The 15,649-nt window shown below is 55.3% G+C and carries 8 protein-coding genes; 4 read left to right on the forward strand and 4 right to left on the reverse strand.

The features are described from left to right. Positions 1-56: 56 nt before the first annotated feature. Positions 57-3,065, reverse strand: coding sequence for a PSD1 and planctomycete cytochrome C domain-containing protein (locus ACR3ZL_RS16180; RefSeq protein ID WP_486172779.1), 3,009 nt, complete (start codon positions 3,063-3,065; stop codon positions 57-59). 234 nt (positions 3,066-3,299) lie between these two features. Between ACR3ZL_RS16180 and ACR3ZL_RS16185 the strand changes: the two genes are divergently transcribed. The 4 genes from ACR3ZL_RS16185 to ACR3ZL_RS16200 all read left to right on the forward strand — a co-directional run bounded on the left by ACR3ZL_RS16185 (position 3,300) and on the right by ACR3ZL_RS16200 (position 9,211). Next, a complete protein-coding gene (locus ACR3ZL_RS16185; RefSeq protein ID WP_473652082.1) occupies positions 3,300-4,526 on the forward strand; it encodes a XylR family transcriptional regulator in 1,227 nt (408 codons plus the stop codon). Between the two features lie 726 nt (positions 4,527-5,252). Beyond that, the gene (locus ACR3ZL_RS16190) at positions 5,253-6,383 is read left to right on the forward strand and encodes an aldose epimerase family protein (protein WP_486172780.1); all 1,131 of its coding nucleotides are present in this window, start codon (positions 5,253-5,255) and stop codon (positions 6,381-6,383) included. Positions 6,384-6,922: 539 nt separating this feature from the next. Next, positions 6,923-8,296 carry an outer membrane protein assembly factor BamB family protein gene (locus ACR3ZL_RS16195; protein WP_473652080.1) on the forward strand — a complete coding sequence of 458 codons (1,374 nt, stop codon included), beginning with the start codon at positions 6,923-6,925 and terminating at the stop codon, positions 8,294-8,296. Between the two features lie 105 nt (positions 8,297-8,401). Continuing rightward, on the forward strand, positions 8,402-9,211 hold the full coding sequence (locus ACR3ZL_RS16200; RefSeq protein ID WP_473652079.1) for a hypothetical protein: 810 nt from the start codon (positions 8,402-8,404) through the stop codon (positions 9,209-9,211). Between the two features lie 328 nt (positions 9,212-9,539). Here the strand turns inward: ACR3ZL_RS16200 and ACR3ZL_RS16205 are convergent, their stop codons facing one another. The 3 genes from ACR3ZL_RS16205 to ACR3ZL_RS16215 form a co-directional block, all read right to left on the reverse strand. Continuing rightward, positions 9,540-11,072, reverse strand: a complete 1,533-nt coding sequence (locus ACR3ZL_RS16205; RefSeq protein WP_486172781.1) for a DUF1501 domain-containing protein — start codon at positions 11,070-11,072, stop codon at positions 9,540-9,542. 33 nt (positions 11,073-11,105) lie between these two features. Further along, positions 11,106-14,084 (reverse strand): PSD1 and planctomycete cytochrome C domain-containing protein, encoded by a 2,979-nt coding sequence (locus ACR3ZL_RS16210; protein ID WP_473652078.1) that lies wholly within the window; start codon positions 14,082-14,084, stop codon positions 11,106-11,108. 260 nt (positions 14,085-14,344) lie between these two features. Beyond that, on the reverse strand, positions 14,345-15,640 hold the full coding sequence (locus ACR3ZL_RS16215) for a DUF1552 domain-containing protein (protein WP_473652077.1): 1,296 nt from the start codon (positions 15,638-15,640) through the stop codon (positions 14,345-14,347). Positions 15,641-15,649: the final 9 nt, after the last annotated feature.

Genomic DNA, 15,649 nt, shown 5'->3' on the forward strand with positions numbered 1-15,649 from the left:
GCGTGACACAGGCGTCGGTCGATAACGCTGGCAGGGAAATGAATTGTTCAAACGAGTCACCTTTGAAAAATGAATTCTTTGGTGTTGATCAATGCATGAGCGAATGCCGCCCATTGATCAACACTCGAACCGTTGCCAACAAACTCCATCGCGATATCCAGTTCCGCATCCGCTGGTTTGCGAGCGAAGGCAGCTAGATACATCCACTCGATCCGATCCACCAAATTGTCGTGCTGCAAAGCTTGCTCGGCCCAATCGCGAGCCTGCGCGACCACGAACGGATCGTTCATCAGGATCAAGGCCTGCGCAGGCACGTTCGAAACGTTTCGTCGTCCCATCGTGCTGAAGGGAACCGGTGTATCGAACGTCAACATGAACGGTGATAGGAAGTTTCGTCGAATTGATACGTAGATCGATCGCCGTCCTTCGCCATCCAACGGCCCGCTCGTCCTTGGCCGGCCTCGTCCGTTCATAAACGACGTCAGGTGAATGGGAACGGGTGGCCCGTAGAGCGTTTGATTCAAGTTGCCCGAAATGGCCAACAAACAATCTCGAATCGACTCCCCTTCCAACCGTTTCGGCGGACGATGGTGCCAGAGCAAGTTCAGAGGATCCGCTTGGGCCGCCTCGGCATCGATCTGGCTTGACATCTGGTAACTCCGGGAAAGCACGATGCGGCGAATCATTTTCTTGATGCTGCGGCCGTCCGCCATGAATTCGGTTGCCAAATGATCCAGAAGCTCTGGATGAGTCGGTAACTGACCGAGCACTCCAAAATCATCGGTCGTTGGCACGATGCCGCGTCCCATCAGGTAATGCCAGATGCGATTAACGATCACGCGCGAGGTCAGCGGATTCGCGGGGTCGTTAATCGTCGCCGCCAGTTCCAGACGCCCGCTACCTCTGTGAATTTCCATCGGCTGCTTGCCCGAAATCGCGGTCAAGAAATGACGCGGCTCAATGTCGCCCGGCTTGTTGGAATTCCCCCGAATGTAAACGTGAGCATCCTCGCCAGTGCCATCCAGCATGGCCATGGCTGTCCGCGATGTCTTGACAATGTTGGCCGCGATCTCTGCACGAGACTGACTCCATTGCTCCGCGATTTCACCCAACTCATCGCCGATTTGTTTATCAACATCGGCTCGAAACGCATCCCACTCCGCCAGCGAAGTTGCCTTTGCTGCCGCTTTCGCCTTCTTTAAATCTTCTGAATTCCCTTGGACTACAAACGCGACCTCCAACTGAGCATCCTCGGCGGGCGTGAACTCCAGATGAATTCGGTGTCCCTTGTATCGAGCCAACCGTAGCTCAACAAAAGTCGCATCTTTCGGAATGGACACCACTGTTTCGCGGTGCAGCGGTCCAGCGACAAGTCGATGTGAATCCACGCAAGCAACAACGTGGCCTCGACCGACCACGGAACAGCCCACCAGGTCTTCGGTCAATTCGAATGTCGGCGTTCGCAAAGTTCGGCCACTGCGAGGCAACTTCGCAACACTACAACGACTTTGAAGATTCTTTTGCGCAACCGACTTCAATCCATTCCAAGCCGGATCGTTGACCGCATGACCGCGCGACGCGAAATCAATTTTCGCCGTCTCGCCGGTCGAGACTAACATCGGTTGACCGGTTGGATGCGGACCGTCACCGAAGCTGTAACCATCCTGCATGAATTGGTCTGGCGTCAAACTTCCGAAGTCCGTCACCAACAGGTCATGTATCACCGAGGGCAGAGGCTCGGACTTCGGCGGGACCAAATCGTGCGCTGCCAGTAAAGCTTGAATCTGTTGACGATACTCGTCGTCGATAGACGCAAGTTGCTTTGCCACCCTTTGATTGGGAAGCATGGAATCGAACCGGACTTGGCGGTAGTCGCTACTTTGCAAGAAGCCGGTTAACGAGTAATAGTCGGCCGTCGAGATCGCATCAAACTTATGATCGTGGCAACGAGCACAGGCTACCGTGACCCCCAGAAACGCCTTCGACATCACATCGACCATGTTGTCGAAACGATCCGATTCGTCTTTGAGAATATCGACCGGTGAGTGAACCCATTCGCCTAAGAACCAGAACCCAGTTCCCAAAATGGATTCGTTGAAACCGTCCTCTGGATTGGTTCGCGGTTGGTCGAGTAAATCGCCCGCAATGTGTTCACGTACCAATTGGTCATAAGGAATGTCCGCGTTGAACGCTCGGATAACGTAGTCGCGGTACTGATAAGCATTGATCGCATCGTCATCAAACTCATGGCCGCGAGATTCTGCGTAGCGAACCAGGTCGAGCCAGTGACGCCCCCAGCGTTCACCGAAGTGCGGCGAGGCAAGCAGCGTGTCGACGAGACGCTCAATCGCGTCCGGCCCGGGGTCTGACATGAATTCCAATGTCTGTTCAGGCGTAGGCGGCAAGCCAACCAGATCAAGATACAACCGTCGCATCACAGCCAAGCGGTCTGCATCAGCGGCGGGCGTCAATTCGTTTTCTTCCAACTTCGCCAAGATGAATCGATCGAGATCTGTTCGCGGCCACGCGTTGTCCGAAACACTCGGCGGTGCCGGATCGGCGATCGGCTGCCACGCCCAATGTTCCTTGGCTCGTTCTTCCAACGCAAACACAGGTCGCTCGGCCCTGGTCACAGGCGCGGCCTCGGTTGGCCACGGGGCTCCCATATCGATCCACTTGGCGAACGTATCGACTTCCTCTTCAGGCAACATCCCTTTCGGCGGCATCTCATACGATTCCCAGCGAACCGCTTCCATGAACAGACTGCCGTCGGCGTCGCCGGGGATGATTGACTCACCGCTGTCGCCGCCTTCGATCAATGCGTCGCGACTGTCGACCATCAAACCGGCTTGCAACTTTTCGGTACCAGCGCTGTGGCACTCGTAACAATGCTCACTTAATAGCGGCCGCACCTCCTTCTCGAAGAACTCAAGCTGTTCACTCGTGAAGCCGGAAGACTCCGCCTGCGCCGACGGACTGGCGAAGCTGGCGATCCCAATAATGAAGCCCAGCGTCAATGCGAGTCGAAGCGGCAAGTGATCGACGCAGGAGTGGAAACGAAGCAAGGCTCTGGTCCTCGATGTCGATTGGGAAACGATCTGCGGAGGTGCTTTGCCGAAGTCAGCGTCGTGCTGGTCAGCATAAACAAACGTCATGGATGATTTGCGACTAAAGGGGTCTAGCCGACGCCATGACGGGCGGGATCTACTATTATGCACTAAGTCACTGCCATGTCGAGGATCATCTGCGTCAAGGCTAGGACAGATTGCGTCACACTTTTCCCCAGCTTCCAAGTGGCCATGAAAACCACCACTGGCCATCCGAAACCGATTGCGATGAATGTGAAAGAACGCCGGCGGGTCGCCTTAATTGTCGAATCATCGCGTTCCTACGGACGGAACCTCCTACGCGGGATTGCCCAATATTCGCGAACTCACGGCAACTGGTCGCTCATGCACGAAGAGATGACCATCGATGCGTCGCTACCCCAGTGGTTAGAGGGGGCCCACGTCAGCGGGGTAATCGCCCGCGTTGATTCGCACACTCTGGAACCGTTACGGAAGCTCAGTATACCGATTGTCGACGTCCGATGTCGAAATTCGCACGCCAACATCCCGCGTGTCGAAACGAACGACCGAGCCGTTGCAGAACTGGCGTACCAGCACCTACGGGAACGCGGCTTTCGCCGTTTTGCGTTTTGCGGCTTCCGCGAAGCCCATTATTCCGACAACCGATTGCGATTCTTCCGCGAGTGTTGCCAAGCTGAAAACAGTCCACTTTCGGTTTATGAAACTGATGGCGAAACCAACCCCATCACCAGTATTGAACGTGCTGGCGTAACAGACGTGCATGGGATCTCGCGTTGGCTCAAAACGCTTCAGCCCGCGACGGGACTCTTCGTTTGCAACGACATCCGCGGTCAACAGGTCCTGGTGGCTTGCCGCAATGCCGGCATCTTGGTGCCCGACGAAATTGGCGTGGTGGGCGTCGATGACGACGACGTCATTTGTCCGCTTTGCGATCCGCCGTTGTCGAGCGTGCGTCCCGATGCCGAACGAGTGGGATATCGAGCCGCCGCCGAACTGGATGAATTGATGCGAGGCAAACCAGCCCACGATTCCATGGAATTGATCATGCCCATCGCGGTGACACAGCGAATGTCGACACAGGTATCCGCTCTGGAGGACCGTGAGCTCGCTCGAGTGTGCCGGTTCATTCGTGAACACGCGTGCGACGGGATCGACGTCAATGATGTCGTCGAATATTCCGAGTTGTCACGACGAGCACTGGAACGCCGCTTTCGGCAGGAACTGGACCGCACGCCTCACCAAGAGTTAATGAACGCCCAAGTCGGACGCGTCAAACAACTGTTGGAAGAAACATCTCTCAAGCTGGAACAGATCGCCAGCATGGCAGGCTACAGTCATCCCGAGCGGCTGGGTGTCGTCTTTAAGCGAGAAACGGGGATGACACCCGGCGAGTATCGGCGACAGGCAAACACAACGGGTAACGATACGCTCGTGTAAGCCTAAGCTTCTCATCGAATCCGACCCATTGAGCGGACGAGCGAAGTCATGCGGGACTAGATGCTGTGCCCTTTGGAAACGCATGACAGATAGTGCGCAACGGAATCATGAACCGCCATGGAACTCGCGAATAGGAACCGCTCCAGAGACGACGCCGCAGACTTGATCGCTTCAATCAAGTTCTAGGTCCCGGCCAAATTTGACCTGCAGTCCCAAGTCAAGGAATTCTTTGCAGTTCGGCGATTGCAAACCGACTAAGTGAACAGCCCGCGTGATCGCATGTTGATCCAATCAGTTTTGCAACGCTAGAGAATACCCAACTTCAACCTGCACCGGTGTGAGCCGAGACTCATCAGCATCCACGAGTCGTTCTTCCACTCGCTCAGCAGTCATCTTTCGTCCTGCCAAGATCCAGTAGCTATGTCAATGACGCAGCAGCCACTTTGCTGTTGCTGCACCGATGCAACCAAGACCGCCAGTTGTCGGAATTCGTTCGGGATTAGTCTCATCGTTAATCCCCAAGCAGGTCATACAGGCCAATTCGTATTAGAATTCTATTGAGCCAGTTTGCCGCAAATCGTCGACCGCAATGCGCATATCATCATCGACACGCCGATTTCGGCATGCATAATAGCAAGCAACGTATCAACCGAGACGTTGTCTTGTTACCGAGACACAACCTCTTCCCCACGCACGAACCCTACTCGTGCCAAAACGGATACACCGATGCAACGTTTCGAAACGAACTTTTTGGCAATGCTTCTGGCTTTCATTATGACAACCACCTCGACTGCAAACGAAGCCAGTATCAAAAGCGATCCATTTGGTACGTTTGAGGAGAAACCCGTTAGTTTGTTCACGCTAACGAACGCGAACGGCATGACAGCACAAATCAGTGACTACGGCGGAATCGTTGTCAGTCTGAAGACCCCCGATCGACAGGGAAACATGCAGGACGTTGTCCTGGGTTACGACACCTTCGACGACTATCGGGACGACCAAGGCTTCTTTGGTGCGATCACCGGGCGATACGCCAACCGGATTGCCAAAGGGAAGTTTTCAATTGATGGTCACACGTATCAGTTGGCAACGAACAACGGTCCCAATCACTTACATGGTGGCAACCGCGGATTCAACAAACGCATGTGGTACGCCGAAGCATCCATGCAAGACGGACAGCCTCAACTGAAGCTGCAATACGTCTCGCCCGACGGCGAAGAAGGCTTCCCTGGTAACCTCAGTGTCACCACGACTTACACTTTGACGAACAACGACGAACTGAAGATTCAGTACCACGCTACCACTGACCAGACGACCCTTTGCAACCTAACCCATCACAGCTATTGGAACGTCGGTGGGCCGCAGAGCAGAAGCGTCGTGGAGCAAGACTTGCAACTTTTCTGCGATCAATTCACGCCGATTGACGAATATTCCATTCCGACCGGTGAACTTCGCGAGGTCGCAGGAACGCCTTTCGACTTTATCGATGAACGCCCGATCGGCCAACGAATTGACGAAGACAATTTGCAGCTGCAAAGGGGACGCGGCTACGACCACAACTTCGTGATCAACGACACCCCCGGCACGCTGCGACCTGTTGCTCGCGTGCACGATGGTGATAGCGGACGCGTGATGGATGTCCTATCCACCGATGTCGGCGTTCAGGTGTACACGGGGAACTTCTTCGACGGCAAAACAACCGGCAAGAACAAGCGTCCGTTCACGCATCGCACTGCGATATGCCTGGAATGCCAGCGATTTCCCGATTCACCCAACCAGCCGAACTTCCCGTCCGCGACGCTTCGCCCAGGTGAAACGTACGAGAAAACCACCGTCTATCGATTTTCCGTCCGATAGTTGTTCGGTGCTATGGGTTTGCGATCCCACATTCCGCCCCCGACTTGCAACGACGGCTAGCAGCACTACACGCTGCTCCTGCTAGCCAAACGGTGTAAAATCTGCGGTTTCGCCAAAAATCCAACAAGCCTCAACGTCTCTATGAAGGCGACCTGTATCAGGCTGATTCCGCACCTTCGCGATTCCACTCGCGTATCAATTACGTCACATTCCGGCAAAACTCGCCGGAGACGGAACTGAAGGGCCCTTGCCTAAGACTTCTGGTTACGAATGGGGTTCAATCCAACCAGGCTGATTCACTGGCAAACCAGTTCAAATTTGCTCAGGCAATTTCGTTGTATAGTGGCAATCGTCGGCCTGTTCGGGCACAATAGCGCCAGATATTGACATGGATTCAGCGCTGCCAATTGGCATCCCGCACTGTGTCAATTACATGAACGATTCAGTCTTTTCGCCCCGCGAAAAAGCGTCCCCACTTCCTAGCTAGACTGTTACTTTGGTCTTGATCTAGTTCTCCCACCCTCCCCAAAGTTAATCGAATGCGTATTGCGATTGCAAAACCCGTCAGCGATTTCACTGCCAAAGCACTCTGCTTCCTAGGTGTCCTACTCGCTTCGTGCGGCGTTTTGGTGCAGGCTGAAATCTTGACATCTTCGGCTTCCCAAACTGCAACTTGGCCGCAATGGCGTGGACCTTCGCAGCAAGGCATTGCACCGGAGACCAACCTGCGATCGGAATGGTCCGAGTCAACTGTAGAGCGGATTGAAGTTCCAGGGCGTGGTAGCAGCACCCCGATCGTGATTGGCGATGTGGCTTATCTGACAAGTGGCATCGATGGCAAGAACACGCTGCTCGCGTACGACCTAAATCCAAAGAAGCTGACGTGGAAGGTGAACCTGGGCGAAGACCGGGGCAACAAGCACCGCAAAGGCAGTGGCAGCAACCCCTCGCCCGTGACCGATGGCAAACACATCGCCGCATACTTCCGCAGCGGTGACCTGGCATGCGTCGACACCAGTGGCAACAAAGTTTGGTCCGTCAACCTTCAGGAAGAATTCGGCGAAGACACTTTGTGGTGGGACTTAGGTTCATCGCCTTTGTTGTTGGACTCGATGGTAATCGTTCCTGTCATGCAAACCGGACCAAGCTATTTGGTCGCATACGACCTGGCATCCGGCAAGCAAATTTGGAAAGCAGACCGAATCACCGAAGCACCTGAGGAAGCGGCACAAAGCTATAGCACGCCCCTGGAAGTCAACGTGAACGGCACCAAAATGATTGCCGTGATGGGAGCGGACACGTTGACGCTGAACCAAGCCAGCGACGGCAAAGAAGTCGCACGCCTGGGTGGGTTCAATCCGGAAGGTCAAAAGTACTTCCGATCGATTGCGTCTCCGGTCGCCGAAGGCAACGTAATCCTGTGCCCGTACTCTCGTGGCGCCACCGTCACCGCCGTGGATCTATCGAAGCTAGCCAGCGGTGCGGGAACGGACGCAATCATGTGGCATCGTGACGATTTGGGCAGCGATGTTCCGACGCCTGCAATGCGAAACGGGATCGCGTATTTCGTCAGTGACGGAAAGAAGAACAAGGGGACCGTGACTGCTGTCTCGGCCGCGACCGGCGAAACTCGCTGGGAAGTGTCTTTGCCACGCACTCGTCAGAGCTACAGCAGCTCGCCACTGATTGTTGGCGACAAGCTCTATATCACTGGGGAAGACGCCACCACGGCGGTGGTCGGACCACTACAAAAAGGCGCCACGACCGACGGTTCTGCCACGACTGGCGATCAACCCAAAGTGATTTCGGTCAACGAAGTCGAAGACAACGAAGCGTTCACCGTGGCCAGCCCGTCCCCCGCCGGCAATTGTTTGCTATTGCGAACCAAAGGTTTCTTATACGTCATCGAGTAACGCGGGAAGCTGTGCCGGTTAGCGAAGCGGTGCGGCGACCGGTGTTTGTGACGGAAGCATCCGATCGATCGAACGGGTTGACTCGTTTATGTCGATTGAAATGCCATGCACCCTGTTCCCCCGCTTTGCTCCGAAACGCTGAATCACTGGCGTCTGCTCGCCACTCCATTCAGCGCAAGCCGACCTGTCCATGAGCCCGCCGAGACGGAAGAGTTTTACTTCCGCGGCGGTGATCATGCTGAACTTTGGAGTTGGTTTGCCTACGCCATTGAACACGCTGAACCTCTTAGCGTGATCGTCGCCCCCAGTGGCACGGGAATCACGATGTTCTTTCGGCAAATTTTGGCCAGCACCGGGGTTGGGTCGCATGCGATCGACGTAGCGACCGGAGAGTGGAAGCAAACAGAAAAGAATCCTCGCGTTTGGCCAACGGCAACGCGCCCAGCCTTTCACGACCGCACTCGCTGCCAACCAGTTCGATTGATCGACGTGCCATCGCACATCAATCCGCTACCGGCTTCCACTTCTATTTGCTCGCTGACCGATTTGTACCCTGACGAATGCGTGTTCGTTCGGATACGCCCCACCCGATCGAATAAGTCCGGACAGGCGTCGGTAACCGAGCGAACACTCCGCATCGTTGGAACCGCCGACCGAACGCTCCATCTACCCAGCCCCAAATCCGAGCACTTGCAAGCCTGTCTCGCCAAGTCGATCCGTCACGTTGGTGCGATGGAAGACGTCTTTACCCACGACGCAGCCGCATGGCTCGCTCAACAGTCAACGGGATACCAAGACCTGGCCACTCGCGTTCATCAAGCATTGATGCTCGGCCACGCCAAAGGACTACGTCGGATTGATCGGCGGGACGCGCAAGCGATGCTAGAACCGGAAGTGAATTACCGAGCTGCCTAGAGCATTTTGAGATTTGACATGCCTGATCCCGGTAGCTGGGTTCGCCAGAATTCAGTTTGTGGTTCGTAGGCCGGACCAAGCGCAGCGACGTTCCGGCAATCATGCGTCTGCCGGATGGGCGTCGCAAAGCCTCCTTCATCCGGCCTACTTTGGGTCGTTATGTGACTGGTTTTTGTAGCTGGATTCGACAGAATTCAGAGTACCGGAGTCTGGTGACACCGCCTACATCCTTTCTTAAACGCTCTAAGACCCGATCCGCTACAATAGCCGGCCACCGATTCTAGGAAAGGCCGCGGGCAGCATGACTCCGGCGAACGAGTCCAGCTCGCTACGCGACGACGTCTTTCACCACGCTCCCGTGCACGTTGGTTAACCGTCGCTCGATCCCGTTGTGGTAGAACGTCAGCCGTTCGTGATCCAGTCCCATTAAATGCAGCAATGTCGCGTTGAAATCGTAAACGGACGTTTCATCCACAGCCGCTTTGAACCCAAACTCGTCACTCTCGCCGTAGCTGAATCCTCGCTTCACACCGGCACCGGTTAAGAAGCAAGTGAACGCTCCCGGGTTGTGGTCACGTCCCGTTCCGTTGGCCTGCAAAAACGGCATACGCCCGAACTCGGTCGCCCAAACGACCATCGTGTGTTCTAGTAATCCGCGTTGACGCATATCAGCGATCAAGGCTGCCGTAGGCTGATCCATGATTTCGGCCTGCATCGCATGGGTTCGTTTAATGTCCGAGTGCGAATCCCAGTTCGTGATCCCGTTGCCGCCCGCCGGATCGCTGCCGTTGAATAGCTGAACGACGCGAACTCCCTTTTCGATCAGACGTCGAGCCAAGATGCAGTTCCGGGCGTAGTGGCCTCGCAATTCGCTGCCTCCTTCGACACCGTACGACTTCAACGTCGCGGCGGTTTCGCCAGCCAGATCCATCACATCGGGAACCGACGTTTGCATCTTGCCCGCCAGTTCATAACTCGCGATTCGTCCGGCTAGGTTGGCATCGCCGGGATACTGTTCCAAGTGGCGAGCGTTAAGTCGCTGAAGTAGTTCGACGGTTGCCCGATCGTCAGGGCCCGTTAACCCAAGCGGACGATTCAGGTTGGTCGGCGGATTTTTGGCCGTGAAGTCGGTTCCCTGGAACGCGGCCGGCAGAAAACCGTTGCCGAAATTGTTCTTCCCGCTTCGAGCCATCCCACGCGGATCATTGATCGCGACAAACGAAGGCAGTTCCTGGTTTTCGGTCCCCAACGCATACGTGACCCACGATCCAAACGATGGAAACCCTTCCATCGTGAAGCCCGTGTTCATGAAGTTTTCGCCCTGCGGGTGTGCACTGGTATCGGTTTTCAGAGCGTGAAAGAAGCAAAAGTCATCGACTTGTTTGGCCAAGTGGGGAACCAAGTCCGAAACCATTTTCCCGCTTTCGCCGCGTGGCTTGAAGTCCCAGAAAGGCTTCGCAATGTTGCCTGACGGGCCCTCAAACGTCACCGCTGGAAGTCCTGGCGGCTTCTTGCCGTCTAAGTCCCAAAGCGCAGGCTTGTAGTCAAACGTGTCTAGGTGACTGACCGCACCCGGCAGGTAGATCACCAACACCTGCTTCGCTGGCATTTCAAAATGCGGACGTCGCGGCGAATAGGGTGAATCGGGATCGATGTTAGGACGAATGGGCGACTGATGCCCCGCCTGTCCCACTTTGCCGTGTTGGGAATCCGCCATTGCGGAATCGCTAGCGAGCAAGCCATCGGCGCTCAGCATACTGGTCAGTGCAAGCCCCGCCGTTGACAGACCAGCCGTGCTCAAAAAGCCACGGCGATCCAACAAGCGACGCCCGTGGAGTGATAGTCGTTCAGGATTCATCATTGGATTGTCGCTGAGTGTTCAATGGAAAATGGATCAAGGAAGGAACACGAACTCGTTGGAGTTGATCAACGCTCGACAAACCAAAGCCAGCTTGCCATCACTGACCATTTCAGCGACCGAGGACATCTCCGGTGCAGTAGGCGACCGCCCCAGAATCAATTCGAAACATCGCCCTGCGGCCGCGTTGCCCGGCCCGCCAACTTCCGATATCGCCCGCTCTGCAATCATTTTGCTTTGCTGGATCACGAACGGACTATTCATCAGATTCAACGCCTGAAGCGGCGTCGTCGAAACCGGTCGCTTGGGTTTCACTTGCCCGCAATCGGGAAAGTCGAACGCCGTAAACATTTGATCGTCCACGCGTCTCATCCGTTCTTGGTAGATCATCCGACGCCAAGTCTCTGGACCGTAGTTGTCCGTTACTTCCCACTGGGCATAACGAGCCTTCACGTTGTGAATGCGGAAGCTACGACCACCAATGCGGTCATCTAGAACGCCAGACGCCTGCAAGATGGAATCTCGGATGACTTCCGCCTCGACTCGCTTTGGTGGAAAACGCCACAAAAGTGCAGCATTGCCATCGATTTCGAGCCCGCGTTCGTTCGGCAAGCTGGTTTGCTGAAACGCATCCGACATCACCATCAACCGGATCATGTGTTTCATCGACCAAGCTCGCGATTCAGTGCTCTCTGAGTGAGCCGCCGGTTTTCCATCGGTCGCGATTTCAGATTGCACCGACACTGTTGGATCGATCAATTCCGATGCCAACCAGTCCAGCAATTCAGGGTGCGTTGGCAAAGCGCCCGCAGCGCCAAAGTCTGCCGTAGTGGCAACGATTCCGCGGCCGAAGACATGGTGCCACATCCGATTGACCGCCACACGAGCGGTCAGCGGATTGGTGGGGTCGGTCAGCCAATCCGCAAACGCCACGCGGCGTTCTTTGCCCTTCGCACTGGAATCAAGTCCCAAATCGCCATCGAGTTCCTGCAAACCCGCCGGGTAAACTTCGTCCCGAGGATTCTCTGGACTACCACGACTGAACACATGCGAGGTCACCGGTTCGATGAAACGGGCCACAAATCCGGGGGCAGGCCCCTCTTCTCGGATCTGGTTAACGAGCCCCTGCACTTCCTCAAGGATTGCGACTCTTGAAGGATGCTGCTTATTCAGCTTCTCGATCTGTTTTGTCGACGCAACCTTCGTCCAAACCCCAGCCTCATCCTGCACCTCCATTTCAAAAGCACCGAACATCAGCTTATTGAGGTTTTCCAGGTAATCGGTTTCCAGATAGTCCTCACGGTTGGTGCTGATTCGAACCCGGAAGATTTCTTGTGGTTCCGTAAAGTTGAACTGCACCCAAGGCTTTTCGTCGCTGCCTTTGGGGACACGAACCAACCACGCAAAATTTCCATACTCGCCGTCATTGATCTTCGAAACCGGCATTGATTCCTTGGTGAGATCCGCTGAATGTTCGACGGTTGTCCCCGCGTCCGCTAAAGCGAGATTCCGGTTCCACTCCGTCGTGCCGAAGATCTCCAGTTCGTCGATCCGTAAGAACTTCACAGGGAACGTGAAGCGAACGGCCTTGGCGGTCGTGAATGGAATGTGAATTTCTTTGTAGCCCGTCCAATCTTCTTCCCAAGGCCCCGTTTGCCGCATCTTGATTCGTTGAGCCTTCAACAGCTCATGAAGCTCTTGGCCGCGTAAACGACGAGGGTGGTCTTCCGCCAATTCCAAGAATCGCCCGCCAAACTCGATGTCCTGAAAGACGGCCGACATGGAGTAATAGTCAACGATCGAAATGGGATCAAACTTGTGGTTGTGACACCGTGCGCACCCAATGGTCATCCCCATCGCCGACGCCCCTACCGTTTGCAAAATCTCATCCATACGGTCCGCTCGAGCTGTACGCTGCGCCGCCGGCTCTCGTCCAACTGTGGCGGCCGGGACGTGCGGTCCGGCGACCAAATATCCTGTCGCGTCGCCCACACCGACCGTGTCACCGGCCAGTTGTTCAAACAGAAACCGATCGTACGGCTTGTCTTCGTTGTAAGCACGGATCACGTAGTCACGGTAGACCCAGGCATTCTTGCGATACATATTGCTTTCGCTGCCATTGGTTTCCGCCCACCGGATCACGTCGAGCCAGTGCTGCGCCCATCGTTCACCGAAATGCGGCGACGCCATTAAGTAATCGACCAACCGGGCATAGGCCACATTTCCTTCGCTAGCGTATTCCGCTGCAAACGCATCGGTCTGTTCGGGTGTAGGCGGAATGCCGGTCAAAACAATCGACGCACGGCGAATCAACATGCGTGGATCCGCTGGCTCAGAATAGGCAAGGTCGTCCTGGCTAAGCCGATGCAACAAGAACGCATCAATTGGGTTCGCTGCGAGATCAGCGTGGTTGCCGTTCACTGCACCCGCGGCAACATCCGTACCGGTGTGTAGAATGTTACGGGTCGCGGGCATTTCCGGCACGTCAGGCCGCGTGACAGGTTGGAACGACCAATGGTCCGACTTCTCGACCGTAAGTTCCTGCATCTGCCCCGGCCACACCGCACCTTCGCGGATCCAACGAGTCAATAATTCAATATCTTCGGCCGCCAACTTGTCTTCATCCGGAGGCATCGCCATCTCTTCATCGAGATGGTTTACCACATCCATCAGATAGCTCTTTTCTGGCTTCCCCGGAACCAGCGTCGCCAGCCCCGAATCACCACCCCGGAGCATGCTCAAACGCTGATCCAAACGCAGCCCTGATTCCTGCTCATCTTCGCCGTGGCAATACCAACAATTGTCCTCCAAGATTGGCGCAATGTCCGATTCAAAATCCACCGGATTCTTACCAGCATCAACGGCTGAATCTGAACTCGATGCCTCTGATTCGTTTGGGCCGGAAGCCGTGCTGCCGGTAATCGCTGGCGAGCCTGAAATCACTGGCCGCGCGAGCAAAGCAACAAGCAACAAGACAACCAAAATGCCTACTGATCGACAAATCAAAGATGGCATCAATTCGTTCCTGGGGTAACTGATATTTTCTGTTTCGTGTTGCTAGAGATTTGGTTCTGCGTGCGAAAGCAAAGCCCTCTGCAAGGTATCGATACCCACAGCTAGCCCATAAAGGGCGGCTCGCCACCACGACTCGCAGTATTGTATGACAATTAGGCGGGCGTGTCCAGTTCTCGCAGCGCGTGCTCTAGCACCGCTGGCCGCAAATTCTTGTGAATTCACATCGTCTGCAGGAAGGTCTGCAGAGACTCCGATTGCGACTATGCAAACAGCTCTTCGATCCGGCCGGTCGAGTCGCCATGGGACGGCACGTTCACGCCGATCCCGTGCAGGATGCTTAACCACAAATTGCACAGCGGCGTCTTCGGGTCGTCCATCACTAAGTGGCGTCCATGCTTCATCCCCGCGCCACCGCCAGCGATTAAGGTTGGACAGTTGGTCAGCGTGTGGACTGAACTCAAGTTCGTTCCGAATGTCAACGCAGCGTTATCAAACAAGCTGGAACCATCGGCTTCCTTGGACGCCTTCAACTTATCCATGAACTCGGCCAACAAACGAGCATGGGCGGTGTCACGGTTTTGTGAAACCGTACGGCGTTCGCCTTCGGAATAGTGACTCATGCTGTGCGCCGTCATGGTCGCACCGAGACTTTCGATCAAAGAGTTCGCTGGCATGCGGTATGTGAACACCCGAGTCGCGTCAACTTGCATTGCCGCAACCATCAAATCGTACATCATCCGAATTTCCTCCAGTCCCTCAAGCGACTCCCGAGGTTCCTTGATCGCGTTAGCCGGAACCTTCTTTTCAACGTCTAGCCAAGACTCTTCCTTGGCCAAACGGACTTCGATTTCTCGAATAGACTGCACGTACTCGGTTAGCTTCTCTTGATCTTCTCGACCGATCTTTCGATAGACCGACTTTGCGTTTTCACTGACCGTGTCGAGCACGCTTCGTTTGCGTTTCAACATCGTTTGTCGCTCCGCCAGCGGAGTCTTGTCGTCGGAGAACAACCGATGAAAGGCCGCGACCGGAGTATCTAAACCGGCGACCGGCTTGCCATACCGATTCCATGCCAACGAGGAACCGGGACCATGCCCGTCCCCGCTTGCGCCCTTCGCGGCGAGTTGAATCGAAGTAAACCGAGTTTGTTGGCCTAACAGCTCTGCGGCGACCTGGTCGACTGAAACCGTATTGTGGAAACCTTGCCCGGGAATTTCGTATCGATTAGCTCCCGTCAACCAAAACGTACTCCCGCTGTGACCATCAGCACTGTAACGATGCATCAGGTTTTGGATGATCGTGATATCCTTTTTGTGCCGTGCGAGCGGTTTTAAGATCTCAGGAAGCTTGTAATTTTCGCCGACCGTCTTTCGGTCGGGGTACCAGCGATCGGCCGTCACACCGAACCCCATCCCTAGAAACACAAGTCGCTTGGGAACGGTCGTCGGCTGTGCCGCGGACGCATACCGCCGGAAGCCATACGACTCCATCCACGGAAGCGAAATCAAGGCGCCTGCACCACGCAAGATCGCACGTCGATTGGCTTGGAAACTCATGGCAAATCC

The sequence above is a fragment of the Rhodopirellula sp. J20-39 genome (assembly GCF_057365095.1).

What these genes read in the sequence shown, in the direction of transcription:
- ACR3ZL_RS16215 (WP_473652077.1), bottom strand. Translation starts at nt 15,640, where the DNA reads ATGAGTTTCCAAGCCAATCGACGTGCGATCTTGCGTGGTGCAGGCGCC.
- ACR3ZL_RS16210 (WP_473652078.1), bottom strand. Translation starts at nt 14,084, where the DNA reads ATGCCATCTTTGATTTGTCGATCAGTAGGCATTTTGGTTGTCTTGTTG.
- ACR3ZL_RS16205 (WP_486172781.1), bottom strand. Translation starts at nt 11,072, where the DNA reads ATGATGAATCCTGAACGACTATCACTCCACGGGCGTCGCTTGTTGGAT.
- ACR3ZL_RS16200 (WP_473652079.1), top strand. Translation starts at nt 8,402, where the DNA reads ATGCACCCTGTTCCCCCGCTTTGCTCCGAAACGCTGAATCACTGGCGT.
- ACR3ZL_RS16195 (WP_473652080.1), top strand. Translation starts at nt 6,923, where the DNA reads ATGCGTATTGCGATTGCAAAACCCGTCAGCGATTTCACTGCCAAAGCA.
- ACR3ZL_RS16190 (WP_486172780.1), top strand. Translation starts at nt 5,253, where the DNA reads ATGCAACGTTTCGAAACGAACTTTTTGGCAATGCTTCTGGCTTTCATT.
- ACR3ZL_RS16185 (WP_473652082.1), top strand. Translation starts at nt 3,300, where the DNA reads ATGAAAACCACCACTGGCCATCCGAAACCGATTGCGATGAATGTGAAA.